Below are 25,856 nucleotides of genomic sequence, written 5' to 3' on the forward strand. Positions count from 1 at the left end.
CGCCTCGCCCGCGTCGGGGGCGACGGTGGTGGATCCGTCCGCGGAGTTCGAGGCGTTGGAGGCGGAGTACGACGCGCGGCTCGGTGTGTACGCGGTGGACACCGGGTCCGGGGAGGAGGTGGCGTTCCAGGAGGGCGAACGGTTCGCCTACGCGTCCACGTTCAAGGCGTTGTTGGCGGGTGTGGTGCTGGCGGAGCACTCGTTGTCGGAGATGGAGCGGGTGATCACGTTCGACGAGGACGTGCTGGTGCCGCACTCCCCCATCGTGGAGGAGCACCTGGACTCGGGGATGTCCTTGTTGGAGCTGTGCGACGCGACGGTGCGGTTCAGTGACAACGCGGCGGCGAACCTGCTGTTGGAGGAGATCGGCGGCCCCGAGGGGTTCGGGGAGGCGCTGGCGGAGGCGACCGGGGACGAGGTGACCCGGCCGGTGCGGTGGGAGACGGATCTGAACGAGGCCGCGCCCGGGGACGAGCGGGACACCAGTACGGCGGAGGCGCTCACGGGGAGCCTGGAGGCGTTCACGTTGGGGGACGTGCTGCCGGAGGAGCGTCGTGAGGTGCTGGTGGATCTGTTGGTGCGCAACACCACGGGGGACGACCTGATCCGGGCGGGGGTTCCGGAGGGGTGGACCGTGGGCGACAAGACCGGTGCCGGGGGCCACGGGACGCGTAACGACATCGGGGTGCTCTGGCCGGAGGAGGGTGATCCGATCGTGCTGGCGGTGCTGTCGAGTCGGGATGTGGAGGACGCGGAGTACGACGACGCGTTGATCGCGGAGGCCACGGAGATCGTGGTGGAGGCCCTGGGCTGAGTGCGGCCGGTGGAGCGTGCGGGGGTTCTGGTCACTGTGGGACAGATCGACCGGAACCCCCTCTTTTACCCGGCTCCTTCCAGCCCAAAGAGGCCTTTTGTCACTTTATGGCGGTAAAAGCAGGCTGAACCGGTCACATCACGGCCACAACCTGAGTACAACCCGTGGGTTCGGTCGCTGTGGAGGCCCGCCGTCCCTGATCCTTGATGGCGTGCGGTCCTGGGGAAGGGGCCGGCTGCGAGGAGAGGGGCGTCGGGTGTTGACCGCGGTGGCCGGGGTGATCGGTGCGCTGGTGATCGGCGCCTGGGTCGTGGTGGCCTGGGGGTCCCGGCGGCGCCAGCCGTGGTTGTGGACTCCGGTCGCGCTGCTCGCCGTCGTGCTGGTGGCCCTGGATCTTCCGGGCTGGTCGTTCCTACCCCTGCTCGCGTTGGTGGCGGGCTCGTTCGCGGAACTGGTGGTGGGGTCACGGGAGCATCCGACCATCCGTACCAAGTCGCCGGACGCCCCGTTGAGCACCGAGCGGTGGGCGGCCGCGGCCGCCGCCCCGTTCCGGGTGGCACTGGCCGAACCATGGGACGTGGTGGCCCGCCCCAACCTCCGTCGCCGGTACCGACGCATGCTGGAACGCCAGTGGTCGGTCGTCGACCGCGAATCGCTGCTGGCCGCGATCGAGGGACTCCTGGAGGAGCTGCACAACGGCCCGAGTCTGGACCTGGTCGTGGACCTGCGTTCGGGGACGGCGCGGTCGCGCCTGCCCGACGGCGGTGAGGACACCGGTGCGATGGTGCGGCTGTCCGAGGAACAGGTGGCGCGCCTGCGGTCGGTCACGGGTGTGGCCGAGGGCGACGAGACCGTGATGATCGGCGCCTACCAGTGGTGGAAGTCGGTGCACGCCATCCGCCTGGTGTGCGGCGGGGCGACGCTCGACTGGTTGAGCCCGGTGGAGACGCAGACGTCGTTGCGCCGGGTCGCGTCGGATCTGCAGCGACGGTACGCGTCGTGGGGACAGCTGTCGTCGGCCTTCCACGCCGGCTATCTCCTGTGGCCCGACAAGGGCGTGGAGGGCGACCACGGGGACGCGGACCGCGTGTGGACGGCGCTGGGTCTGTTGGACGAGGATCCCCGCAGCCCCTGGAACCTTCTGCCGTGGGACATGCCGTTGGAGCGGGTCCCGTTCGAGGGCGTGTCCTCGAACCAGGACTGAGCGCCGGAACCGGGGACCGTGGACACACCGGCCTCCCCTGGTGGAGGTCGTCGTCCGTTCGATGCGTTGATCGCCGCGAACGGCTCCGGCCGCACCGGTCGGCCCGGAACGCTCCGGCGTGATCGCCGGGCTCCGGGCCGGACCTGATGCGGCCCGTGGTCGCGGCGCCGTGGGCGCCGCGTGTCAGTTGTTCAGGGCGACGGCGTCGCCGAGGCGGTGCACCCGCAGGGAGTTGGTGGAACCGGTGGTTCCGGGCGGGCTGCCGGCGACGATGACGACCTTGTCGCCCTTGTGGTGGTCGCCGAGCCGCAGGAGCTCGCTCTCCACCTGGCGGACCATGTCGTCGGTGTTGTCGACCCAGGGCACCAGGTTGCTCTCCACACCCCAGGTGAGGGAGAGCAGGCCACGCGTGCTGCCCTCGGTGGTGAAGGCCAGCAGCGGGATGGGCGAGCGGTAGCGGGCCAGACGCCGGGCGGTCTCACCGGACATGGTGAAGGCGACGAGGGCCTTGGCTCCGACGGTCGCGCCGATCTCGGCCGCGGCACGGGCGATGGCGCCGCCCGTGGTCTCGGGCACCCGGTTGAGGATGTGCGAGGCGCGCAGGGACTCCTGCTCGGCGGCACCGACGATGCGCGCCATGGTCTCGACGGTCTCGATGGGGTACTGACCGACGCTGGTCTCACCGGAGAGCATGACGGCGTCGGCACCGTCGAGGACGGCGTTGGCGACGTCGGAGGTCTCGGCGCGGGTCGGCCGGGGCGCCCCGATCATCGACTCCAGCATCTGGGTGGCGACGATGACCGGCTTGGCCTTGTCGCGGCAGCGCTCGATGGCGCGCTTCTGCACCATCGGGACGTTCTCCAGGGGCAGCTCGACGCCCAGGTCGCCGCGGGCGACCATGACACCGTCGAAGACCTCGATGATGTCCTGGAGACGTTCGACGGCCTGGGGCTTCTCGATCTTGGCGATGAGGGGGACGGTGATGCCCTCCTCGTCCATGATGCGGTGGCACTCCTCGGCGTCGGCGGGGCTGCGCACGAAGGAGAGGGCGACCATGTCGACGCCCTGGTGCAGGGCCCAGCGCAGGTCCTTCTCGTCCTTGTCGGTGAGCGCCGGAACGCTCACGGCGACGCCGGGGAGGTTGAGTCCCTTGTGGTTGGAGACGGTGCCGCCGAAGATGGCGCGGGTGAGGACGTCGGTGCTGGTGGTCTTGGTGCACTCCAGCACGACGCGGCCGTCGTCGATGAGGACGCGGTCACCGGGGCGTACGTCTCCGGGGAGTCCCTTGTAGGTCGTGGAGACCCTGTTCTGGTCTCCGGGGACGTCCTCGATGGTGATGGTGAACTCGTCTCCGGCGGCGAGTTCGATGGGTCCGTCGGGGAAGGTGCCCACACGGATCTTGGGGCCCTGGAGGTCGGCGAGGACGCCGACGGCTCGGTTGGCCTCCTGCGCGGCCTGCCGGAGATTGGCCAGGCTCGCGTGGTGGTCGTCGTGGGTTCCGTGGCTGAGGTTGAGGCGAGCGACGTCCAGTCCGGCGTCCACGAGGCGCCGGAGGGTCTCCGGGCTCGAGGTGGCGGGTCCGAGGGTCGCAACGATCTTTGCTCGACGTGTCACGCCTATCACTTTAGAGCGTCCGAGGGATGGAGTGGTCTAAACCAGGTTGCGAATGGACGTATGCGAGGTGGAGCGGGAGCGAACCCGATCACCCTGAGTGACGGTTCTCGGGCGTTGTGGGGACGGCCGGGAGGGGGTGGACCGGTGCCGGGGAGGGGTGTGTCATGGTCCGGTCCGTGGGCGTTTCGTGGACGGGTGAAGGGTGTGCGGTGGTGGAGCGTGGCGTGGTGATGGCCGCTCTGGCGGACGAGGTGACGGCGTTGGAGGAGGTCCTGCTCGGGCTGTCCGAGGACGAGGTGGTGCGGCCGACGCGGTGCGCGCCGTGGGATGTGGCGGCGCTCTCGGTGCACACGGTGGGGGCGCTCCACCAGGTGAGCGTGACACTGGACACGGGGGCGGCGGACGCCGCCGCCCGACCGGTGTCGGCACCCGGGTACTACTCGCCGCGGGTGCGTTTCTCCCCCGAGGTGAACGGTGCGCGTGTCCGTGACGCCGCGGAGCGGGCGGCGCGACGACCGGACGCGGCCGAGCCGGGTCGGGTACTGGGAGTGCTCTGGTCGGCTCTGAGAGAGCGCGTGGCGCGCGAGCCGGAGGATCGCACGCTGGTGACCCGGCATGGTGATCCGATGCTGCTGACGGACTTCCTGACGACGCGGGTGACCGAACTGGTCCTGCACGGACTGGATCTGGCGGACGCCCTGGAGCGGAGGCCGTGGGTGTCCGACCGCGGCCTGGACCTGGTGCGGGAACTGCTGTTCGGTGCGGCCGACCGGGCGGCGGTGCGCGCGGTACTGCCGGACGTGGAGGGCGCGGGCGCGCTGGAGGCGGTGCGCGTGGTGACGGGTCGTGCGTCGCGCCGTGTGGAGCGTGAGGCGCTGGAGGCCGCGGGGGTCCGGGTCCTGACGCTGGGGTGAGCGCCGTGCGTACGGCGGGTGCCCGCGGCCGGCGTGGGTGAGATCACCTCGGGAGTGCGGCCCGACCGTATCCACCGCGCCCCTTGGGTGTGCGGGGCGCGGTGGGTACGGTCGGATCAGCGGAAACGGGGTGGCCGCGGCAGGTCGGGCACCAGACGGCCGTAGGCGCGCAGGACCCGCAGACGCTGGATGGTGCGCATGCCTTCGCGTTCGAGGGTGGCGGCGGTGTCCCAGTGGTCCCAGCAGGCGTCCCAGCCACCGTCGGGGCGCTGCTGCTCCTCGAAGGCGTCGAGATTGCGGGCGATCTCGTCCTCGGTGAAGAGCGGCCGGGCGATGTGGTGCGGGTGGCAGGCCAGGTCGAGTGGTGTGTGGACGTGGCCGGTGGCCCGCGGGTGGACGTCGATGACGGCGCGCATCATGGTGGAGAGCCGGCTCATCGCGGCCATGGCGCGAGGCCGGTCGGGCACGTGGCGCAGGAACGTGCAGATACCGATGGCCTCGTGCGGGTCGGTCCAGTGCAGTGCGTTGATGCGGGTCCAGCAGTAGGCGGTGGCCTGGTCGCGCCAGGGGTGCGTGATGTGGTTCTTGTGCAGCAGCCCGGCGATCATGGCGGTGACGTCGAGTCGGCTGGAGAAGTCCGTCGTCTTGAGGTACCAGGGTGCGGCTTCGGTGTACCGGACGCTCGGCAGGACGGCGGGGACTCCGCCGTCGTCGTTGGCGGACCGGGACAGGAAGCGGCAGATGCCCTGTCCGAGGTCCTCGGGGATGGTGCCGAGCTCGTCGAGGTGACGCAGGGCGATCTCGGTGGCGACGGGTTGGCTGCCGTGGCCCCGGAGGTCGGGGTCGAGGCTGTTGCCGTAGCCGCCGTCGAGGTTGCGGTGGGCGGCGAGTGCTGCGCGGACGGGCTCGGGCGATCCGGACTGGAAGTGGAAGGCGAAGCGGTGCCGGTCGATGAGCCGGGCGCTGCGCATGATGAAGTGGTCGGCTGCGCGGTACGAATCCCAGGTCACAACGGTCATGCTTCGACGGTAAGCGCGCCCGGCCCGGGGGTGAAGGGCGGGTGCGCGATCCATTCGCGATCTTTACGCCGGGTTCTCCGGGGGACGACGCCGTCGACGTGCGAGGAGGAACGCGGCTCCGGCCCAGGAGACGGCGACGCTGAGGGCGACGAGGAGTTGGGCGCCGAGGAGGTGTTCGGTGGGGTAGACGACCCCGGTGAGGTAGTGCTCGATGAACCCTCCTGGCGGGAGTCCGGCCTGGCCGGCGCGTTCGCGTCCCCAGTTCTCGACGTGGGTGAGGGGGCAGTCCCAACCGATGACGGTGATGCCGAGGCCGTAGAGGGCGCAGGCGAGGTGCGGCCAGAAGGCGCGGGGCCACTTCCAGGCGAGGTAGCCGCCGAGGGCGACGTAGACGAGGAAGGCCATGTGCAGGACCATGGCGCCCTCGCCGATCAGCCGGAAGATCATGGGTCGAGCCTAGGGCCTGTGCGTCGCACCACCCAGGGTGTTCTTCGGGGCGGTTCCGACGGACCGTGCCCGCCGGAACCGACGGAGGGCTCGTGGCTGGGATCGCCGGGAACGGGACGGCGCACCGCGGGTCCCGCAGGTCGCCGCCCCGCCGTGCGGGTGTGCGCACACCGGGCCTGGCACGACGGAGACCTCGCGGGCACACCTCCCGGACACGCGTCGGGCGCGGGGAGGATCCCCGCGCCCGACGCGCTGCGGTCCGTGTCCGGACGGATGCTCGACCTACACGAGCGGGCGCTCGGTGGGCGGGATGGCGACCGGGAGGGTGGTGTCCTCGGTGAGGTAGCGGTCCACGCCGGCGGCGGCGGAGCGCCCCTCGGCGATGGCCCACACGATGAGGGACTGGCCACGACCCATGTCGCCCGCGCAGAAGACGCCGTCGACGGTGGTGCGGTAGTCGCTGTCGCGGACGACGTTGCCGCGACCGTCGAGCTCGACGCCGAGCTCCTCGATCATGCCCTTCTTCTCCGGGCCGACGAAGCCCATCGCGAGGGTGACGAGGTCGGCGGGGATCTCGCGTTCGGTGCCCTCGACGGGCTCGAAACCGTTGGCTCCGCGCTTGACCTCGACGAGTCGGAGGGCGCGGACGTTGCCGTCCTCGTCCCCGACGAACTCGACGGTGTTCACGGAGTAGATCCGCTTGCCGCCCTCCTCGTGGGCGCTGGTGACCTTGTACAGCATCGGCATGGTGGGCCAGGGCTGGTGGTCGGGCCGGTTCACCGGAGGCTTGGGCATGATCTCCAGCTGGGTCACCGAGGCGGCGCCCTGCCGGTGGGCGGTGCCGACGCAGTCGGCGCCGGTGTCGCCGCCGCCGATGACGACGACGTGCTTGCCCTCGGCGTGGATGGGGGCGCGTTCGAGGTCGCCCTCCTGCACCCGGTTGGCCAGGGGCAGGTACTCCATGGCCTGGTAGATGCCCTTGAGCTCGCGCCCGGTGGCGGGCAGGTCGCGCCACTGGGTGGCGCCACCGGTGAGGACCACGGCGTCGTGGTCGGCCTTGAGTCGGTCGACGGTGATGTCGACGCCGACCTCGACACCGGTGCGGAAGGCGGTGCCCTCGGCGCTCATCTGGGCGAGGCGGCGGTCGATGTGCCGCTTCTCCATCTTGAACTCGGGGATGCCGTAGCGGAGCAGCCCGCCGACGCGGTCGGCGCGCTCGTAGACGGTGACGTCGTGTCCGGCGCGGGTGAGCTGCTGCGCGGCGGCCAGACCGGCGGGGCCGGAGCCGACGACGGCGACCTTCTTGCCGGTGCGGTGGGTGGGGGGCAGGGGCTTGACCCAGCCTTCCTCCCACGCGCGGTCGATGATGGAGACCTCGACGTTCTTGATGGTGACGGCGGGCTGGTTGATGCCGAGCACGCAGGCCGATTCACAGGGCGCCGGGCAGAGGCGTCCGGTGAACTCGGGGAAGTTGTTGGTGGCGTGGAGTCGCTCGATCGCCTCGGCCCAGTCGTGGGTGTAGACGAGGTTGTTCCACTCCGGAATGAGGTTGCCGAGAGGGCAGCCGTTGTGGCAGAAGGGGATGCCGCAGTCCATGCAGCGTGAGGCCTGCTTGGTGACGGCCCCCCGGTCGAAGTCCTCGTGGACCTCGCGCCAGTCCTGGATACGCACGTCGACCGGACGGTGGGTGGGGAGCTCGCGCTCGGTGATCTTCAGGAAACCCTTGGGGTCTGCCATGGTTCTTCCTCCTTTCGTGGAACGGCTTCAGGACTGCGCGGAGGCCATGACGGCCTCGTCGACGTCGCGACCATCGCGTTCGGCCTCGGCCTGGGCGAGCAGGACGCGCTTGAAGTCGCGCGGCATGACCTTGGCGATGCGGGCCAGTCCGAGGTGGCCGTCGGCCAGGAGGCGTTCGGCGACGGCGGAACCCGTCTCGGCGTGGTGGCGGGTCAGGATCCCGGTGAGGAAGTCACGGTCGTCGTCGGTGAGCTCCTCGATCTCGACCATCTCGCCGTTGACACGCTCGGCGTCCAGATCGAGGACGTAGGCGATGCCTCCGGACATCCCCGCGGCGAAGTTGCGGCCGGTGCGGCCCAGGACGACGGCGCGGCCGCCGGTCATGTACTCGCAACCGTGGTCGCCGATGCCCTCGACGACGGCGGTGGCGCCGGAGTTGCGGACGCAGAAGCGTTCGCCGACGACACCGCGGAGGAGGATCTCACCGGAGGTGGCACCGTAACCGATGACGTTGCCGGCGATGATGTGCTCCTCGGCGACGAGGGTGGAGGCCTCGTCGGGGCGGACGATGACGCGGCCGCCCGAGAGGCCCTTGCCGACGTAGTCGTTGGCGTCACCGTGCAGGCGCAGAGTGACGCCCTTGGGTACGAAGGCGCCGAAGGACTGTCCCGCGGAGCCGGTGAAGGTGACGTCGATGGTGTCGGTGGGCAGACCGTCGGCGCCGTAGCGCTTGGTGACCTCGTGGCCGAGCATGGTGCCGACGGTCCGGTTGACGTTGCGGACCGGGAGTTCGAGACCGACCGGCCGACCGAAGTCCAGGGCACCCTCGCTGAGCTGGATGAGGGTGTTGTCCAGGGCCTTCTCCAGACCGTGGTCCTGGCCACGGCGCTGCGAACGGTGGTCGCCGGCGATGGGCTCGACCTCGTGCAGGATCGGCGACAGGTCCAGGCCCTGCGCCTTCCAGTGGTCGACGGCGTCGGCGGTGTCGAGCAGGTCGACGGCGCCGATGGCCTCGTCGAGGCTGCGGAAGCCGAGCAGGGCGAGGTACTCGCGTACCTCCTGGGCGATGAACTCGAAGAAGTTCACCACGTACTCGGCCTTGCCCGAGAACCGCTCGCGCAGGGCGGGGTTCTGGGTGGCCACGCCCACGGGACAGGTGTCGAGGTGGCAGACGCGCATCATGACGCAGCCGGAGACGACGAGGGGCGCGGTGGCGAAACCGTACTCCTCGGCGCCGAGCAGGGCGGCGATGACGACGTCGCGACCGGTCTTCATCTGGCCGTCGGCCTGGACGACGATGCGGTCGCGCAGGCCGTTGAGCAGCAGGGTCTGCTGGGTCTCGGCGAGGCCGAGCTCCCAGGGGGTGCCCGCGTGCTTGAGGGAGGTCAGCGGCGAGGCGCCGGTGCCTCCGTCGTGGCCGGAGATGAGGACGACGTCGGCGTGGGCCTTGGAGACGCCCGTGGCGACGGTGCCCACACCCGCTTCGGAGACCAGCTTGACGTGGACCCGCGCGGACGGGTTCGCGTTCTTGAGGTCGTGGATGAGCTGGGCGAGGTCCTCGATGGAGTAGATGTCGTGGTGGGGCGGCGGCGAGATGAGGCCGACGCCGGGGGTGGAGTGCCGGGTGTCGGCGACCCACGGGTAGACCTTGTGGCCGGGCAGCTGACCGCCCTCACCGGGCTTGGCGCCCTGGGCCATCTTGATCTGGATGTCGTCGGCGTTGCTGAGGTAGTGCGAGGTGACGCCGAAGCGGCCGGAGGCCACCTGCTTGATGGCGCTGCGACGCAGGTCCCCGTTGGCGTCCGGGGTGAAGCGGGCCGGGTCCTCGCCGCCCTCGCCGGTGTTGGACTTGCCGCCGAGGCGGTTCATCGCGATGGCGAGGGTCTCGTGCGCCTCGGCGGAGATGGAGCCGTAGGACATGGCGCCGGTGGAGAAGCGCCGGACGATCTCCGAGACGGGCTCGACCTCGTCGATGGAGATCGGCTCGCGCACGCCCTCCTTGAGGCGGAAGAGCCCGCGCAGGGTCATGAGCTTCTCGGCCTGGTCGTCGACCTTGCTCGTGTACTCCTTGAAGATCTCGTACTTGCGGCTCCGGGTGGAGTGCTGGAGCTTGAAGACCGTCTCGGGGTTGAACAGGTGGGGCTCGCCCTCGCGACGCCACTGGTACTCGCCGCCGACCTCCAGGCGCCGGTGCGCGTTGGGGTTGGTGGTGTGGGCGTGGCGGTGACGGATGGCGACCTCTTCGGCGAGGACGTCGAAGCCCACGCCGCCCAGGCGGGAGGTGGTGCCGGTGAAGCAGCGGTCGATGACGTCCTGGCCCAGGCCCAGGGCCTCGAAGATCTGGGCACCGGTGTAGGAGCTGACGGTGGAGACACCGATCTTGGACATGACCTTGAGGACACCCTTGGCGTAGGCCTTGAGGGTGTTGCGCACGGCGGTGTCGGCGTCGACGCCGCCGAGGGTGCCGCGCTGGACCATGTCGCGGACGGTCTCCAGGGCCAGGTACGGGTTGACCGCGGAGGCGCCGTAGCCGAGGAGCAGGGCCACGTGGTGGCACTCGCGGACGTCGCCGGCCTCGATGAGCAGGCCCACCTCGGTGCGGGTCTTCTCGCGGACGAGGTGGTGGTGGATGGACCCGGTGAGCAGCAGCGACGGGATGGGCGCCCGTTCCGCGTCGGCGCCGCGGTCACTGAGCACGAGGATGTGGGCGCCGTCGGCGATGGCGGCGGACACCTCGGCGTTGATCTCGTCCAGGCGGGCGGACAGGGTGTCCCCACCGCCCTCGACGGGGTAGGTCCCGTCGACGGTGAAGGTCCGCAGGGCCGGGTTGGTCCCGCCCGCGGCGACGATGGCGGCGAGACCGGCCTCGTCGACGACCGGGGTGGGCAGCACGAGGCGCTGCGTGTCCCCGGGGGCCGCGTCGAGGATGTTGTGCTCGGCGCCGAGGAGGGTGGCCAGGCTGGTGACCATCTCCTCCCGGATGGCGTCCAGCGGCGGGTTGGTGACCTGCGCGAAGTTCTGCGAGAAGTAGTCGAAGAGCTGACGCGAGCGGGCGGACAGCGCCGCGACCGGGGTGTCGGTGCCCATGGAACCGATGGGCTCGGCGCCGGTGCGGGCCATCGGGGTGAGGATGATGCGGAGCTCTTCCTCGGTGTAGCCGAACACCTGCTGGGCGAGCTTGAGTTCGGTGACCGGGGTGGGCTCGGCCTCGGCGAGGTCGGCCAGGCGCAGGACGCCGGAGTCGATCCACTCCTGGTACGGCTGCTCGGCGGCGAGGTCGGCCTTGATCTCCTCGTCCTCGATGATCCGCCCCTGGGCGGTGTCGACGACGAAGATGCGGCCGGGCTGCAGGCGTCCCTTGCGGACGACCGTGGCCGGGTCGATGTCGAGGACGCCGGCCTCGGAGGCCAGGACGACGAGACCGTCCTCGGTCACCCAGTAGCGGCCGGGGCGCAGACCGTTGCGGTCCAGGACGGAGCCGACGAGGGTGCCGTCGGTGAAGGACACCGAGGCGGGACCGTCCCAGGGCTCCATCAGGGTGGAGTGGTACTCGTAGAAGGCCCGGACGGCCGGGTCCATCTCGGTGTGGTTCTCCCAGGGCTCCGGGATCATCATGAGGACCGCGTGCGGCAGGGAACGGCCGCCGAGGTGGAGCAGCTCCAGGGCGTCGTCGAAGGAGGCGGTGTCGGAGTCGTCCGGGTCGACGATCGGGAAGATGCGGTCCAGGTCGCCGGGGATGAGTTCGCTGGCGAGCTTGGCCTCGCGCGAGCGCATCATGTTCCGGTTGCCCTTGACGGTGTTGATCTCACCGTTGTGCGCGACGTAGCGGAACGGGTGGGCCAGCGGCCAGGACGGGAAGGTGTTGGTGGAGAACCGCGAGTGGACCAGGGCCAGACCGGACGCGTAGCGGCGGTCGGACAGGTCCGGGAAGAACGGCTCCAGCTGGGGCGTGGTGAGCATGCCCTTGTAGGCGATGGTGCGCGGGGACAGGCTCGGGAAGTAGACGTCGGTCTCGTGCTCGGCGCGCTTGCGGACGCAGTAGGCGAAGCGTTCGAGCGCGATGCCGGTGAGCCCCTCCGCGGGGGTGCCCTCGGCGCCGGTGATGAACAGCTGCCCGAAGTAGGGCATGACCTCGCGGGCCGCGGGGCCGCTGTACTGCGGCTCGAAGGGGACCTCGCGCCAGCCCAGGACCGTCAGGCCCTCGTCGGCGACGATGGCGTTGATCTTCTCGACCGCGACGGCGCGTTCGGCGGCGTCCGAGGGCAGGAAGCCGATACCGGTGGCGTAGGTGCCGGCCTCGGGGAGGTCGAAGTCGCAGACCTCGGTGTAGAGCTCGTGGGGGACCTGGGTCAGGATGCCCGCGCCGTCGCCGTCGTCGGGGTCGGCCCCGGAGGCGCCTCGGTGATCGAGGTTGCGCAGGACCGTGAGCGCCTTCTGCACGATGTCGTGACTACGACGACCGGTGAGGTCGGCCACGAAGCCGACACCGCAGGCGTCGTGTTCGTGGGCGGGGTCGTACAGGCCCTGGGAAGTGGATTCCGCGTTCGCTCGGACGGACGAACGCCGCACGTGTCCAGCAGGCATCTGCCCTCCTGTCGTCTTCAGTCGGCTTCGTGAAAAGCGCATTCGGGACGACATTGGCCCTGCTGCGTACGTGATGCTGTTGTGTCCGCCCGGGGGCGGGTCCCGTCGGTCGGGCGCCCTGGGCCACCTACCGTGTCGCGTCCACGTCCTCGTGTCGCCGGTGGTGATCGGGTCGCCCGCCATGGGCAGGTTCTCTTATACACGCAGGTCCTGCCACGATGCGAATCGTAGGTCTAGACCAGAGGACGCCGCGGTGCGCCCTCGGTCTCCTGCGCGCCCGGTGGGTGGAAGGTGACGCCTGTCCCTCTCGGATGCGCGTCGTCGTCCGATGAGAGCCGGCCTAGCCCGTTGTTCCACACGGGACCCCCGCTAAACCTCACCCGGGAGATCGAACACCGACCCATGGCCGGACGTTCACCCGGCTTCTCGAAGCGCGCGGGGGCGTGACCTCAGATTACCCCGGGGTTAACGCCACACCCAAGGGGGGAGGAACACCCCCGGGGAGTGATATCTCCCTCATCGGTGACGAACCACCCTGACCTGCGTCACCGTTGTGGTGCGCACGCCATGGGAAGATCGTCGGATGGCAGGAGACCCGACTTCCCCCGGCCCGGACCCCGGCGCCCCAAGCGACCCCGCACGTGTACCGGGTGTCCCGGTTCTGGACACCTCGGCCACGCTCCCCTCCGGTTCGGGCCCTCCCCTGCCCGAGAGCGCGGAGACGTTCCTGCACGAGTACGGAGTGGACGCGCCCCGCCCCCGCCTCATCCTGTCGTTGCTCTCCGACGGACGGTGGTGGAGCGCCAACGACCTGGTCCGCGCCGGCGGTGTGGCCCACAGTGTGGTGCGCTCCCTGCTGGGGGCGCTGGACGAGTCCGGGGAGACGGACCGGGACGGTGACCGGTACCGGTTGCTGCGTCCGGGCCACTACCGGGGAGCGACGACGGCGATGCTCGCCGACCCCGTGGCCCATCTGCTCAACGACCACCCACGGGCCGCGGCGGAGCTGGTGCGGGCCGTCGCCGAGGGCCCGGCCTCCGACCTGGACCTGGACCACGTGGCCGCGAGCGCCGAGACGGCTCTGCGTCGCGCCCTGTTCCTGGCCACGCGGTTCGAACTGACCGGACGCACCCTGGTGTGCGTGGGCGACCACGACCTGACGTCGGTGGCGCTGTCCCTGGTCCTGCCGGGGGCCAGGGTCGAGGTCGTGGACCTGGACGAACGGGTCCTGGAGCACATCGACGCGGTGGCCGAACGTCTGGGCCTCACGATCGGCACGCACAGCGCCGACCTGCGGTTGGGTCTGCCGCAGGCGTTGCGCGAGCGCGCGGACGTGGTGTTCACCGACCCTCCCTACACCCCGGACGGCGTGGAGCTGTTCGTCCGGCGTGGGGTGGAGGCCCTGGTCGACCCCCGCAAGGGCCGCGTGCTGGTCGCCTACGGTGCGAGCGAGACGACGCCGAAGCTGGCCGCCGCCGTCCAGACCCGCCTGGTGCGCCTGGGGCTGCTCATGGAGGCGGTGTGGCCGGACTTCAACCGTTACCTGGGTGCGGAGTCGATCGGCGCCGCCAGTGACCTGTACGTGCTCCGACCGCTGTCGAAGACGCTCCCCTTCCCCGACGGTGAGAGCGCCCGGGTGTACAGCCAGGGGGTCAACGCCAAGGAGGCGCGCGGGCGGTCGGACGCCGCGCGGGCCTTGGCGGTGTTGGAGCGCGTGGCGGAGGACCGCGGTGCGGAGGCGGAGGGCTCCCCTGCGTTGGTGGGCGACTGGCCGCGCGAGGTGTGCAGGGAGGTCCGGGTGCGACTGTCCACCTGGATGTCCTCCCCCACCGCCGTGGGCACGTGCGCCGCGATCGACCTCACCGGCGGGTGGGACCGGATCGCTCCGCGGGTGGCGTTGGCCACGACCGCCGACAGCGCGTACATGCTCGTGCCGTCGGCCTCGTCGTGGGTGCGTGACGAGGTGGGCCAGAAGGCGTTCCGGTCGATGGTGGAACCGGGGATGCGGGTGCGTTTCCTGCGCGGGTTCGGTGCCTCGGACCTGACGGCGATCCGGTTGGAGCGCAACGCCGAACCCGGTGGGAGCAGCGGCCGCCTGCTCGCCCACGTACAGGGCCGGGCGCACGGGACGCTCACCACCACGCTGCGGACCGGGCTCGTCGAGGTGGCGGCCTGGCGTGAGCAGGCGATCAACAAACGCACGGCCCGGCACGCGGTGGCGTCGGCGCCGGCGTGGCTGCCCGGGCACAGCCTGTTGGACCTGCCCGAACATCGGTTCTCGGCGCTGCGTGCGCTGACCTCGGAACTGCTGGCGCGCGCGGAGGAACTGCGGTCCGGCTGAGGACGGCCCCGGGACACGACACGGCGGGCCCCACGGAGAGACGCTCTCCGTGGGCGCCACCGGGACCTCCGCCTCACCGGGCAGACCGGCACCGGGGAGTTCCTCGGTGCCCGGCTCCGTGCCGGGTTCGGTTCCGGGGTCGGCGCCCGGTTCGCCGCCGAGTTCCTCGGTGCCCTCCGTGCCCTCGGAGCCGGTGTCCTCGGAGTCGTCCGCGTACTCGAGCATGCGGCGGAAGAGGGGGTCGCGGAAGTTGGCCAGGGCCACGAGCGGGGTGGAGAGGGTCACGCGTTCCTCGACCGAGTCGGAGTCGGTGGGCTGTACCCAGAGCACGACGAGGTAGTGGCCGCTGACGACGGCGTCGGCGGCGCTGTAGCCGGAGCCGAGTCGGTCGAAGGGCTCGGTGCCCGAAGGCGGTAGGAGGAAGCCCGGGTCGACGACCTCCTCGGCCTCCTGGCCCTCCTCGGGGGCGGGGAGTTCCATGGCCTGGGCGACCGCGCGGCTGCCCTCGATGTCGGCCAGGTTGAACACGGCGGCCACACCGAAGTAGTCGTCGGCGACGTAGGTGGCGCGGCCGGCCTGGGTGCACTCGGCGTCGGCCAGGGCCGCGGTGACCTCCTCGCCCCACACCGCGGTGGAGCAGTCCTCGGTCAGGTCCGACTCCTCCAGGGTGAAGTCGATGCTCTGGCTGGAGATCTCGGCGTTGCGGCGCTCGAACAGCTCACCCTCGTTGAGGGGGCGGTCGTCGACCTCGCGGGAGGCCAGGACCTCGTTCATGTTGCCGGCGTCGCGGACCTTGTAGACGACCGGTCGGCTCTCCTGCGCGTCCGCGTCGCCCCCCTCGTCCCCCGTGAGCTGCACGAACAGGACCACGCCCAGCGCGATCAGCGCCACCACCAGAGTCCCCACGAGGATGGTCAGCATCCGACCGGAGCGCCGGGGCTCCTTCTTGCGTCGGCCGCCACCGCCACCGCCACCGCGTCGGCGTGTGCTCGCCCTGGAGGGGGTCTGTGTCTGCTGTTCGTCGGGCTCGCTGTTTTTCCTTCGGCGGCCCGGCCTGCCGGGCGTCGAGGGTTCAGAAGGGGACACCCAAAGGACCTTTCCGTGGGTGCGGGCCGGTCACACGAGGTGACCGGCCCGCTTGCGCTCGGGATTCGAGGGGAGGGATCATCCGCCTCGGGCACGGCCTCGGCGGACGGGTCGATCTGTCCGAGATCCTATCGGGAGGTCCGACAGGGGCCGGACAGACCAGCGGATCCTTCCGCCGGGCGTGCCCTACGGGGCGGTGCGCCTCACTCCCCCTCGTCGCCCCGGTGGGCGACGACCTCGTCGTAGACGAAGCCGAAGGCGCTCATGGAGGCCACGTCCAGGGTGGCCAGGTCCGAGTCCTCACCGGGCGAGGAGCCGTCGGCCGCGGCCGACCAGAACACGGCCAGGTAGTGACCCATGACCTGGGTACTGGCCTGGCTGTACCCGTCCTGCAGTCCCTCGACGTCGCCACCGGTCCGGCTCAGCAGGAAGCCGAGGTCGGTCTCGGCGTTGGTCGGGTCCAGGGCTCCGGCCACGTCGGTGGCGGCGTCGCTGTCGGACAGGTCGAACAGGGTGACCTGCGCGACGTGGTCCCCACCGCCGTCGGTGTACACACCGGAGGCAGCTCCGGTGCAGTCGGCGTCGATCAGGCTCTGTCCGAGTCCGTCGCCCCACACCAGCGAGGTGCAGGAGTCGGTGATCTCGGAGTCGCGCAGCTCCAACTGCATGTCGCCCAGTTCGAGCTCCTCGACCGACCCGAAGACGGCCTCCTCCGTCATGGGTTCGGCATCGGCGGGTCGAGCGTCGATGGGCCCGAACACCTCGGGATCGTTCGCCTGGAAACGGTACTGCTCGGGTGTGAGCGTGCTGTGGCCGTCGGGCGGCGCCACGATGGAGTCCTCACCACCGCCGGAACCGCCTCCCCCGGAGAGGAGCTGGAAGGACAGCATTCCCAGGAGTGCCACGAGGGCGATACTGAAGGCGCCCAGGAGCACGCCCAGAACGGCGGTGCCGCGCTTGCGTTTGCTCTGTTCGGCGAGGGTGTACACGATCTGGTTGGGCCGGTCCCCCAGGACGGACACCTTCTTGATCGCGGACGCGGAGAACGCGGAGACACGGCCTACACCGCGCTTGTCCTTGCCCTTGCGTCGCCCGCCCCTGCGTGCGCCCGTGGACTCGGCGTTCGGGGCGTCGTCGTCCCGGTCGTCGTGGTCGTCGCCGTCGTACCCGTACTCGTCGTAGGAGTCGTGGTCGTCGTACTGGTCGGCGCCGGACCGGGTGTGGTGGTGTCCGTACTCGTCGGAGAAATCCTCCTCCGGGTCGTAACCCTGCTCGAACTCCTCGTCCTCACGACCGTAGTCGTCGACGTGGTCCCCGGTCTGGGTGCCGCCGGCGCGGCGGGAGCCGCCGCGCCGCTTCTTGCGTCCGAAACCGGACTCGGCTCTGCTCACGGTCTTTCTCAATCGTCAACCCGTGGTCTGCTCGACTGGTGCGGGATAGGCCCGCGGCGCCGTCGGCCACGGGCCGACGCGCCGGAACTCGGCTTCCCCGCGCTACTCGGGCCTCGACCCGGAGTCGTCTCCCGCGCCTTTGGCGTCGTCCTCCGTCGGGCCCTCGCTACTAGATCGCTCAGGGCTCGGGTGGTATTCCGTTCCGGCTTCGTCGCTCACGTCACTGCCCTGGTCGAACACCGAGTCGTCGGTGTCGACGGCGCTGTAGACGGTGCCCTCCTCCTCGGTCTTGGCCCCGGTGGGCCCGAAGACCTGGGTTCCGGCGTCGTGGCCGTGCGGCAGGACGGCGGTGGAGAAGCGGTCGAGACGGCGTCCGGCCCACACGAAGTAGGCCAGGGCACCGGCGAACACGGCGATGGAGGTCCAGTTGTTCAGGCGCAGGCCGAAGAAGTCGTTGGCGGGGTCCACGCGCAGGTACTCGATCCAGAAACGGCCCACGCAGTAACCCATGACGTACAGGGCGAAGAGACGACCGCCCTGGAGCGAGCCCTCGAAGCGACGGCCCAGGTAGGCCAGCAGGATGGCCAGGCCCAGGCACCACAGGGATTCGTAGAGGAAGGTGGGGTGGTAGGTGGTCACGCCGGGCTCCATGCCGGCGCGCAGGTACCCCTCGGGGGTGAGGTTGATCTCCACGGCCCAGGGCAGGTCGGTGGGGCGACCGAAGAGCTCCTGGTTGAAGTAGTTGCCCCAGCGGCCGATGGCCTGGGCGAGGGGGATGGTGGGGGCGATGGCGAAGGCGAGCTTGGACATCGAGAGCCCGCGCTTGCGGGCGACCAGCCACACACCGACGGCGCCGAGCGGGATGGCGCCCCAGATCCCGAGACCGCCCTCCCAGATGAACAGGGCCCGGATGGGTTCCTTGCCGGGGCCGAAGTACAGCTGCGCGTCGCTGATGACGTGGTAGAGACGCCCGCCGACGAGACCGAGGATGACGGCCCAGACGGCCATGTCCATGATGGTGCCCGGCTCACCGCCCATGGCCTTCCACCGGCGCTCGCTCCAGTACACGGCGGCGATGACACCGGCGAGAATGCACAGCGCGTAGAAGTGGATCTCCAGGGGCCCGATCGGGATCGAGTTGACCTGGGGGCTGGGAATGGCCGCGAGGGCGCGGCCGTACTCGGCCGCGCCCTCGGAAGCTGTCGACGACAATGTCACTTCTCTGCTCTCGGGTCCGCCCCGCGTGCGGGGAGTCTCTTCAGGGGTTCTACTCCGCTTCACCCCCGTCGCCCATCGGCTCGGTGTCGACATCGCCCTCGCCGGCGGAGGCGATGGCCTCCGAGAGTCCGCGTGTGGTCATGGCCGCGTTGTTGTCGAGCAACTCGCCATTGATGTAGACGGCGGGTGTTCCGCGGAACATGTTGTCTCCGCTGTAGCGAGTGTAAGCCGTTCCCGTGGCGTCGATGATCTCGCCGGTGTAGGTCCCGTCGAGGAACGCGGGGTCGTGTCCGTTGGCCGCCCCCCAGCTGAGCAGATCGGTCAGGACCATGGTCCCGAGCGTCTCCTCGCCGATCTCCTCGGTGGCGTCGGCGGTCAGCGCGGGCAGGAACTCCTCGGTGAACCGGGTGACGACCTCGGCCTCGGCGTCGAGCCGTTCGTCGAACTCGTCGGCGGCGGTGCCGTCGGCGTCGGTCTGGCGGAACCACTCCTTGAGTTCCTCGACGCTGAAGCCCTCACGGCCCTCGGTGGGCTGGTTCTCGAAGAGCAGGTCGTTGTACTCGACGAAGACGTCGTGGTCGGCGGCGGCCCGGGCGGCGGCGCCGGCGCGCAACGAGTTGCTGCTGATGGGCACCTCCTGCTGGGCGAAGATGCTCACCGGCCGGTAGTGGACGATGGCCTCACCGGAGGCGGCGCGTTCCTTGAGGAGGTCGCCGTTGAGGAGTTCGAACTGGCGGCAGGCGGGGCACTGGTAGTCGGCGTAGACCTCGACGACGGGGGCGTTCACGCCCTCGTCGGCCATGACCACGCTGCCGCCCTCCTGGAGGGTCTGCGTGGCGAGGGGCCCCTCGTAGCCGTCGCCCTGGCCGGAGGTGAGGACGGCGTAGCCGATCCCGACGACCAGTAGGACCACGGCGGCGGCGATGCCGACGACGAGGAGGGTCTTCTTCCGCTGGGCGGCCCGCTTCTCCTTCTCCCGCTGTTCCCTGAGCTTCTCACGGGAGCGCTTGCGCGCTTCACTCCCCATGCTTTCCCCTGTTTCTGACTTTTGGGTGGTCGATCGTGGTCGCGGTGTGCTCCGGGTTCACCGGTAGAGCCCGAGGACACGATCGAGGGCGAAGGGTGAACGGGGCCAGATCGCGAGGAACGCGCCCATCGCACCGAAGGCGATGTCGCGGGCGATGGAGACCCCGTACTTGGTCTCCTCCGGGTCGACCTGGCCGCCGCCGCCGAAACAGCCGCAGTCGATGGACAGGCCCCGGGCCATCGCGGAGATGATCCCGGCGATGAAGACGACCATGAGGATCGCGCCGACGGCCCCGGAGTAGCGGGTGGCCAAGCCGAGGAGGAGCAGGAGGGCCAGGGCGATCTCGAAGAGGGGAAGCGTGTAGCCGATGAGCCGGGCGATGTCGGTCGGGAAGAGGTCGTAGGCCTCCACCGCCTGGACCGACAGGGCCGGTGGGAACTTGGTGACGGCGGCGGTGATGAGGACCGCGGCCAGGCCCAGACGGCAGGCGAGACTGATCCAGGGTTGGACGGTCTCCCAGCGGGTGGTGGTCTGCCGGGTCGCGTCGGGTGTGTCCGTCATCTGGGGCCTTCGGGAGTGCGGTTCGGTCGGCCGCGACCATGGCGCGGGGTACGCGCTCCGTCGCTCTTCGTGTCGCATGAGATCCTACTGTGTGTAGTCACCGCCCGACACAGGGCCGCGGAATCCGGTGGACCGAGGAGGGCGACCGGACCGACCGGGACACTGCCATCACACCATCGAAACGTCCGGCCGGGGCGGATTCGGACGTTCTCCCACCCCCTTCTCACCCGATTCTCACCCTCTTTACCCCGCCTTTGACCGGGCACGTACGAACGGTGGGCCGCACCGTGAGGGTGCGGCCCACCGCAAGGGTCGGGTGTCCCCGGACCAGGGCCGAAGGAACCGTGCGGGCACCGGCGAAGGCACCGGCCCGACGCGGCCCACTACCGGGAGCGGACGCCCCCGGAGAGTTCCTCGGCGAAGGAGCGGACGGCGATGAGGCCGGTCTCCAGGTCGGGTGCGTCCAGGATCCGCTGGCAGAAACCGGCGCCCACGATCACCCCGTCGACGTAGGCGGCGACCTCGGCGGCCTGGGCCGCGGTGGAGATGCCCAGGCCCACACAGATCGGCAGCCCGGAGTCCCGGGTGACCTCGCGGGTCCGACGGACCAGGGTCTCGGCGGTGTCGGCGACCTGGGTGCGGGTGCCGGTGACGCCCATGAGCGAGGCGGCGTAGACGAAACCGCTGGAGGCCTCGGTGGTCAGGGCCAGACGCCGGTCGGAGGAGGACGGCGCGACCAGGAAGATCCGGTCGAGTCCGGCCTGCTCGGAGGCGGCGTACCACTCGTCGGCCTCCTCGGGGATGAGGTCGGGCGTGATGACCCCGGCCCCGCCCGCCTTGGCCAGTTCGGTGGCGAAGCGCTCCACCCCGTAGCGCTCGATCGGGTTCCAGTAGGACATGACCAACGCCGCGGCACCGGTGGCGGCGGTGGCCTCCACGACCCGGAACACGTCATCGGTGGTGGTGCCCGCGGCCAGCGCACGGTCGGCGGCGCGCTGGATGGTGGGTCCGTCCATCATGGGGTCGGAGTAGGGCAGACCGACCTCGATGACGTCGCAGCCGCCCTCCACCATGGCCTGGACGACCCTGATGGAGGAGTCCACGTCGGGGAACCCGGCCGGGAGGTAGCCGATGAGCGCGGCGCGACCGGCCTCACGGGCCTGGGCCAGCTTGCTCTGCAGTGTGGTGGTCGGCATCACGCCTGTCCCTCCGAGTCGACGAGGCCGAAGTAGTCGGCGGCGGTGTTGACGTCCTTGTCCCCGCGTCCGGAGAGGTTCACCAGGATGACGGCGTCCGGACCCAACCGCTCGCCCAGGCGCCGGGCCCCGGCGAGCGCGTGGGCGCTCTCGATGGCCGGGATGATGCCCTCGGTCCGGCACAGGAGACGGAAGGCCTCCATGGCCTCGGCGTCGGTGACCGGTTCGTAGGTGGCGCGGCCGGTGGCGGCCAGGTGGGCGTGTTCGGGGCCCACGGCGGGGTAGTCGAGCCCGGCCGAGATGGAGTGGCTGGGCAGCGTCTGACCGTACTCGTCCTGGAGCACGTAGGTGCGCGCACCGTGGAAGACACCGGGGCTGCCCGCGGTGATGGAGGCGGCGGTCCGGTCGGTGTCGGCGCCCGCTCCCCCGGCCTCGAAACCGTAGAGGGCGACGTCCTCGTCGGGGATGAACGCGGCGAAGATCGCGATGGCGTTGGATCCGCCGCCCACACACGCGGCGACGGCGTCCGGAAGCCGTCCGGTGAGTTCGCGGACCTGGCGTCGCGCCTCGGCCCCGACGGTGAAGTGCAGGTCCCGGACCAGCTTGGGGAAGGGGTGCGGGCCGGCGGCCGTCCCGAACAGGTAGTGGGTGTGGTCGACGTTGGCGACCCAGTCGCGGAACGTCTCGTTGATGGCGTCCTTGAGGGTGCGGCTGCCGATGGTCACCGGGACCACCTCGGCGCCCAACATGCGCATGCGGGCGACGTTGAGCGCCTGGCGTTCGGTGTCGGCCTCACCCATGTAGATGCGGCAGTCCAGACCGAGCAGGGCGCAGGCGGTGGCGGTGGCCACGCCGTGCTGGCCGGCGCCGGTCTCGGCGATGACGCGGGTCTTGCCCATGCGCTTGGTGAGCAGGGCCTGGCCGAGCACGTTGTTGATCTTGTGCGAGCCGGTGTGGTTGAGGTCCTCGCGCTTGAGCAGGATCCGGGCGCCACCGGCGTGCTCGGCGAAGTTGCGGGCCTCGGTGAGCAGGCTGGGGCGTCCGGCGTAGCCCGTGAGCAGGCGGTCCAGTTCGGCCTGGAACTCCGGGTCGTCCTTGGCCTTGGCCCATTCGGCCTCGACCTCGTCGAGGGCGGCGATGAGCGCCTCGGGCGCGAAACGGCCACCGAAACGGCCGTAGTGCCCGCGGTCGTCGGGCACCGGTTGAGCGTGGCTCATGGGAAGTTCTCCTGGAAGCGGGCCGACCGCGGCCCACCTCCGCCGACGTCTGCGCCGCGGAGGGGCCGCGCGTCGACCGGTGTGCGCCGCCCGGCCCGGGCGGCGGGGTGGTCAGAGGTCAACGCGGCGGCGGGAACCCGCGGACGGGTGCGTCCGTGGGCTCCCTAGAGCCATCGCCATCTGCGGTGGAGCGTGTGCGCGGACCGCTCCGTGCGCCTGGTCGTCGCCATCGTCGGTGGTTCCCCGCTCAGTTCCGGTCGCGCAGGGCGGGGTGCGCCCCGGCGGTGACCAGGTCGGCGACGGCCTCACGCGGGTTGCGTCCGCGTACCAGGCTCTCGCCGACCAGGACCGCCCCGGCTCCGGCTCCGGCGTAGGCCAGCAGGTCGTGCGGGCCTCGGACTCCGGACTCGGCGATCCTGACGCGGTCGGCGGGGATGAGCGGGGCGAGCCGGGCGAAGGTGTCCCGGTCGACCTCGAGGGTCTTGAGGTTGCGCGCGTTGACGCCGATCACGGTGGCGCCGGCGTCGAGCGCACGGGCGACCTCCTCCTCGTCGTGGACCTCGACGAGGGGGGTCAGTCCCAGGGAGCGGGCGCGCTCGACCAGGGAGACCAGGGCCTCCTGGGGCAGGGCCGCGACGATGAGCAGGATCGCGGAGGCTCCGAAGACACGGGCCTCCCACAGCTGGTAGGAGCTGACGACGAAGTCCTTGCGCAGCAGGGGGGTGTCCACCGCGGCGTGGACGGCCTGGAGGTCCTGGAGGCTGCCGTTGAACCGGCGCTTCTCGGTGAGGACGCTGATCCAGGTGGCGCCGCCGGCCTCGTAGTCACGGGCCAGGTCGGCCGGGTCGTCGATGGTCGCGAGCGGCCCCTTGGAGGGGCTGGCGCGCTTGACCTCGGCGATCACGTGGACACCCGGGCGGCGCAGCGCGGCTTCGGCGTCCGCGGGAACGGGCACCGACTCGGCCTTGGCCTTGAGGCGGTCCAGCGGGAGCTCCTCCTGCCGCTGCGCCAGGTCGGCGCGTACTCCGTCGAGGATCTCGTCGAGCACGCTCACCAGTTCTCGCTCCCTCGTGAAAGTCGTCGCACGGTGACCGGTTCCGGCTCCTGGGGCGCGGATCGGCTCGGCGGGCTCGGACGCCACGCCGTCACACCGTGTGGTGGTCATCGTATCCACCCTCGACGGTGCGGGGGTCGTCGCCCCCGACACGTCGGCGGTTCGCTGGTCACCAGGTGGGCAGGAGCGGGGTGCCCGGGGCCAGGAAGGAGAACCAGGGCAGGTTGCGCAGGACCCAGAAGGAGGCGAAGACGCCGAGGATGGACCAGGCGAGCCAGGGCCGGACCACGTAGCCCGTTCTTCGCACGGGCGTGGTGCGGAAGGAGCGGGTCAGCCAGGACGCGTAGGCGTGCACGAGGAAGGGCAGGCACAGAACCAGCAGGAGGTTCATGCTCGCCGCGCCGACCACGTCCAGGTGGGTGAGCGCGGCCAGGGCACGGGTGGTGCCGCACCCGGGGCAGAACGTTCCGGTGAGCGCCAGCCAGGGGCAGGTGGGATACGGGCTGCCGGGATCGTTGGGGTCGGCGGTGTGGAGGATGGCGGCGCCGACCAGCCCCAGGACGCCGAGGGCGATCGGCCAGGTGCCGGGATGGACGCGCGCGCCGAGGGCACCGACCCGGTCGGCCAGGGTGGGGCGGACGGGTGTCGGGGCGGGGAGGTCGTCGTGCTGCACGGTGTCGAGCCTATCGAGGGGTGTCCTCACCCCGGAAACGGACGAGGGCCGGTGCGGCGGCCGCCCTCACTGTGGCGACCGCCGCACCGGCCCTGTGCCACGAACCCGTGGCGCTCGACCTTAGGGGTAGGCCGTCGGGCTGTTCATGGCGACGACCATCATGATGATGATGAACGCGAAGTAGGCGACCCACAGACCCAGACCCACCAGGCTGATGATGCCGGTGATCTTGGCGGTGTTGGACGAGGACTCGGCGCCCGCGTAGTCGCCCATCTGCCACTTGCTGTTCACCTGAAGGGCGAAGATGAGGCCGATGATGCCCGCGACGGTGCAGGTGAAGATACCGACGATGTTCATCCACAGGTACGTCTTGGGCGGCTCGGCGCCGGCCGGGGGCTGGCCGCCGAAACCGGGCTGGCCGCCACTGGGAGGCCCGTAGCCGCCGGGGGGCGGACCGTAGCCGCCGGTGCCGTAACCACCGGAAGGCGGGCCGGGGTTGCCGGGGGGCGGAGGACCATAGCTCATGAGTGGAGTGTCTTTCCGGAAGAGGACAAGGGGTTTCGCGCGGCGTCGCCTGGGCGCACGCCGCTCCCAACGGGGGACAGGGTCGGGGCCGACCGCGCAACACGGGCCGCCGGATTCGCATCATGCCAGATCGGCGAGACAGCGCCGAACGGTTTCGAACGCGGCGGTCGGGGCCGGTGCTGAGAATGTACCCGCCCCGTGGGACCTGCGTCTATTTTCCGTTACTCATCCGTTGTGAGCTGCGGTTTCTCCGACCCCGGCCCTGGTCGGGACTAGTTGCCGGCCGTGGTCGCGGTCTTACGTTCCGCTTCCCACTCTTCACGCGAGGGCGGCACCGGGCGGGGCTCCTTGCGACCCAGGCCGGCCTTCTTCATCACACCGGCGACGACGGCGAGCACGACGCTGGCGACCAGGCTGACGATGGTCCACGTCACCAGGTCGCCACCGGCGATGATGGCGACGGCGGCCACGGTCCAGGCCACGATCCAGGAGACGGTGAGGAACCAGGCCGAGACGGTGTTGCCGTGGTCGTCGTGTTCTTCGTGGTGCGCGTCGGCCATCAGTGGTTCTCCTTCGGTTCGGCCGGCCGGTCGGCCGGCGGTGCGGGTTCGCTGCCGTCACCGGGTTCGGCTCGGTCCGCCCGTGCGACAGGGGCGGGCGTGCCGTCGCCCGGGACGTCGAGTGTGGGGTCGTCACCGGCGTCCAGCGATTTCCACAGGTCGGCGGGTGTCTCCGCCTGGTGCGGACGCGGTGCGGCGTCCCGATCGTACCGGTTGCCCATACCGGGCCAGGCGGGGGCGCGCACAACGGCGGCGACACCGCTGAGAACGAGCAGGACCGCCCCGGCGGCTCCCATCAGGGGGCCCAGCACGTGGATGTCGGGGGTGCCCACGACCTCACCGGTGCCGGCGGTCTCGCCCGTCAGACCGGCGACGGCCCCGGTGAGCGTGTCCGGCCGGGTGGCCGACCACAGGGCGGAGAGCGCGAAGACGCCACAGGCCGCGACGAGACCGCCCACGACACGGCGCGGCCAGGAGCGCGCGGCGTACAGTCCGGCGATACCGGCGAGCCCGGCCCAGCCCAGTCCGCTGAGGGCCCCGGTGAGGTCGCCGCCGGTGATCTCGACGGGAACGGGCGCCGTGGGCCCGGGCGCGCCCAACAGGCCGGTCACCCACACACGACCGGACGCGGCCAGCATGAGGGCCGCGCCAGCGGCCATGGCCAGCATCGCGAT

General features: G+C 70.8%; 20 protein-coding genes and 1 pseudogene. 4 read left to right on the forward strand and 17 right to left on the reverse strand.

All coding sequences use genetic code 11. From position 1 onward, the window contains the following. Both bla and DSY14_RS07200 read left to right on the forward strand, forming a co-directional pair. The coding region (gene bla / locus DSY14_RS07195) for a class A beta-lactamase (protein WP_211715680.1) at positions 1-814 on the forward strand (814 nt) is incomplete at its 5' end. A gap of 256 nt (positions 815-1,070) precedes the next feature. Then, entirely contained in the window at positions 1,071-2,018 is a 948-nt protein-coding gene (locus DSY14_RS07200; RefSeq protein ID WP_211715681.1) for a DUF1266 domain-containing protein, read from the forward strand. Positions 2,019-2,201: 183 nt separating this feature from the next. Here the strand turns inward: DSY14_RS07200 and pyk are convergent, their stop codons facing one another. After that, positions 2,202-3,632, reverse strand: coding sequence for a pyruvate kinase (gene pyk / locus DSY14_RS07205; protein WP_211715682.1), 1,431 nt, complete (start codon positions 3,630-3,632; stop codon positions 2,202-2,204). A 209-nt stretch (positions 3,633-3,841) separates the two neighbouring features. Here pyk and DSY14_RS07210 point away from each other — a divergent pair, with 209 nt between their 5' ends. Beyond that, the gene (locus tag DSY14_RS07210; protein WP_307851154.1) at positions 3,842-4,546 is read left to right on the forward strand and encodes a maleylpyruvate isomerase N-terminal domain-containing protein; all 705 of its coding nucleotides are present in this window, start codon (positions 3,842-3,844) and stop codon (positions 4,544-4,546) included. 116 nt (positions 4,547-4,662) lie between these two features. On the opposite strand, the gene DSY14_RS07215 is transcribed toward DSY14_RS07210, so the two are convergent. The 4 genes from DSY14_RS07215 to gltB form a co-directional block, all read right to left on the reverse strand. Then, positions 4,663-5,556: a prenyltransferase gene (locus DSY14_RS07215; protein ID WP_211715728.1), complete on the reverse strand. Its 894-nt coding sequence runs from the start codon at positions 5,554-5,556 to the stop codon at positions 4,663-4,665. A gap of 72 nt (positions 5,557-5,628) precedes the next feature. After that, positions 5,629-6,012, reverse strand: coding sequence for a DUF2784 domain-containing protein (locus DSY14_RS07220; RefSeq protein WP_211715684.1), 384 nt, complete (start codon positions 6,010-6,012; stop codon positions 5,629-5,631). A 282-nt stretch (positions 6,013-6,294) separates the two neighbouring features. Next, complete coding sequence (locus DSY14_RS07225) at positions 6,295-7,749, reverse strand: glutamate synthase subunit beta (protein WP_211715685.1); 1,455 nt, start codon at positions 7,747-7,749, stop codon at positions 6,295-6,297. Positions 7,750-7,776: 27 nt separating this feature from the next. Further along, positions 7,777-12,333 carry a glutamate synthase large subunit gene (gene gltB, locus DSY14_RS07230; RefSeq protein WP_211715686.1) on the reverse strand — a complete coding sequence of 1,519 codons (4,557 nt, stop codon included), beginning with the start codon at positions 12,331-12,333 and terminating at the stop codon, positions 7,777-7,779. Between the two features lie 583 nt (positions 12,334-12,916). Here gltB and DSY14_RS07235 point away from each other — a divergent pair. Further along, positions 12,917-14,674: a bis-aminopropyl spermidine synthase family protein gene (locus DSY14_RS07235; RefSeq protein WP_211715687.1), complete on the forward strand. Its 1,758-nt coding sequence runs from the start codon at positions 12,917-12,919 to the stop codon at positions 14,672-14,674. 51 nt (positions 14,675-14,725) lie between these two features. On the opposite strand, the pseudogene DSY14_RS28645 reads toward DSY14_RS07235, so the two are convergent. The 12 genes and pseudogenes from DSY14_RS28645 to DSY14_RS07290 all read right to left on the reverse strand — a co-directional run. Then, a pseudogene (locus DSY14_RS28645) lies at positions 14,726-15,760 on the reverse strand (hypothetical protein); the annotation flags it as partial. A 203-nt stretch (positions 15,761-15,963) separates the two neighbouring features. Then, positions 15,964-17,151: a hypothetical protein gene (locus DSY14_RS07240; protein WP_211715688.1), complete on the reverse strand. Its 1,188-nt coding sequence runs from the start codon at positions 17,149-17,151 to the stop codon at positions 15,964-15,966. A gap of 102 nt (positions 17,152-17,253) precedes the next feature. Beyond that, complete coding sequence (gene lgt, locus DSY14_RS07245) at positions 17,254-18,363, reverse strand: prolipoprotein diacylglyceryl transferase (RefSeq protein WP_211715689.1); 1,110 nt, start codon at positions 18,361-18,363, stop codon at positions 17,254-17,256. A 55-nt stretch (positions 18,364-18,418) separates the two neighbouring features. Next, positions 18,419-19,396: a thioredoxin domain-containing protein gene (locus tag DSY14_RS07250; RefSeq protein WP_211715690.1), complete on the reverse strand. Its 978-nt coding sequence runs from the start codon at positions 19,394-19,396 to the stop codon at positions 18,419-18,421. 57 nt (positions 19,397-19,453) lie between these two features. Then, a complete protein-coding gene (locus DSY14_RS07255) occupies positions 19,454-19,957 on the reverse strand; it encodes a MauE/DoxX family redox-associated membrane protein (RefSeq protein WP_211715691.1) in 504 nt (167 codons plus the stop codon). Between the two features lie 383 nt (positions 19,958-20,340). Next, positions 20,341-21,153 (reverse strand): tryptophan synthase subunit alpha, encoded by an 813-nt coding sequence (gene trpA / locus DSY14_RS07260; RefSeq protein WP_211715692.1) that lies wholly within the window; start codon positions 21,151-21,153, stop codon positions 20,341-20,343. Further along, positions 21,153-22,370 carry a tryptophan synthase subunit beta gene (gene trpB / locus DSY14_RS07265; protein WP_211715693.1) on the reverse strand — a complete coding sequence of 406 codons (1,218 nt, stop codon included), beginning with the start codon at positions 22,368-22,370 and terminating at the stop codon, positions 21,153-21,155. The genes trpA and trpB overlap by 1 nt, the downstream gene beginning before the upstream one ends. Before the next feature lie 247 nt (positions 22,371-22,617). Further along, a complete protein-coding gene (trpC, locus tag DSY14_RS07270) occupies positions 22,618-23,424 on the reverse strand; it encodes an indole-3-glycerol phosphate synthase TrpC (RefSeq protein ID WP_211715694.1) in 807 nt (268 codons plus the stop codon). 169 nt (positions 23,425-23,593) lie between these two features. Next, positions 23,594-24,097: a DUF2752 domain-containing protein gene (locus DSY14_RS07275; RefSeq protein ID WP_211715695.1), complete on the reverse strand. Its 504-nt coding sequence runs from the start codon at positions 24,095-24,097 to the stop codon at positions 23,594-23,596. A gap of 120 nt (positions 24,098-24,217) precedes the next feature. Beyond that, complete coding sequence (locus tag DSY14_RS07280) at positions 24,218-24,622, reverse strand: CD225/dispanin family protein (protein WP_211715696.1); 405 nt, start codon at positions 24,620-24,622, stop codon at positions 24,218-24,220. 272 nt (positions 24,623-24,894) lie between these two features. Continuing rightward, positions 24,895-25,182, reverse strand: coding sequence for an HGxxPAAW family protein (locus DSY14_RS07285; protein WP_211715697.1), 288 nt, complete (start codon positions 25,180-25,182; stop codon positions 24,895-24,897). Further along, complete coding sequence (locus DSY14_RS07290; RefSeq protein ID WP_211715729.1) at positions 25,182-25,850, reverse strand: Trp biosynthesis-associated membrane protein; 669 nt, start codon at positions 25,848-25,850, stop codon at positions 25,182-25,184. The genes DSY14_RS07285 and DSY14_RS07290 overlap by 1 nt, the downstream gene beginning before the upstream one ends. Positions 25,851-25,856: the final 6 nt, after the last annotated feature.

This window comes from Nocardiopsis sp. MG754419 (assembly GCF_018207095.1).
Lineage (GTDB): Bacteria > Actinomycetota > Actinomycetes > Streptosporangiales > Streptosporangiaceae > Nocardiopsis.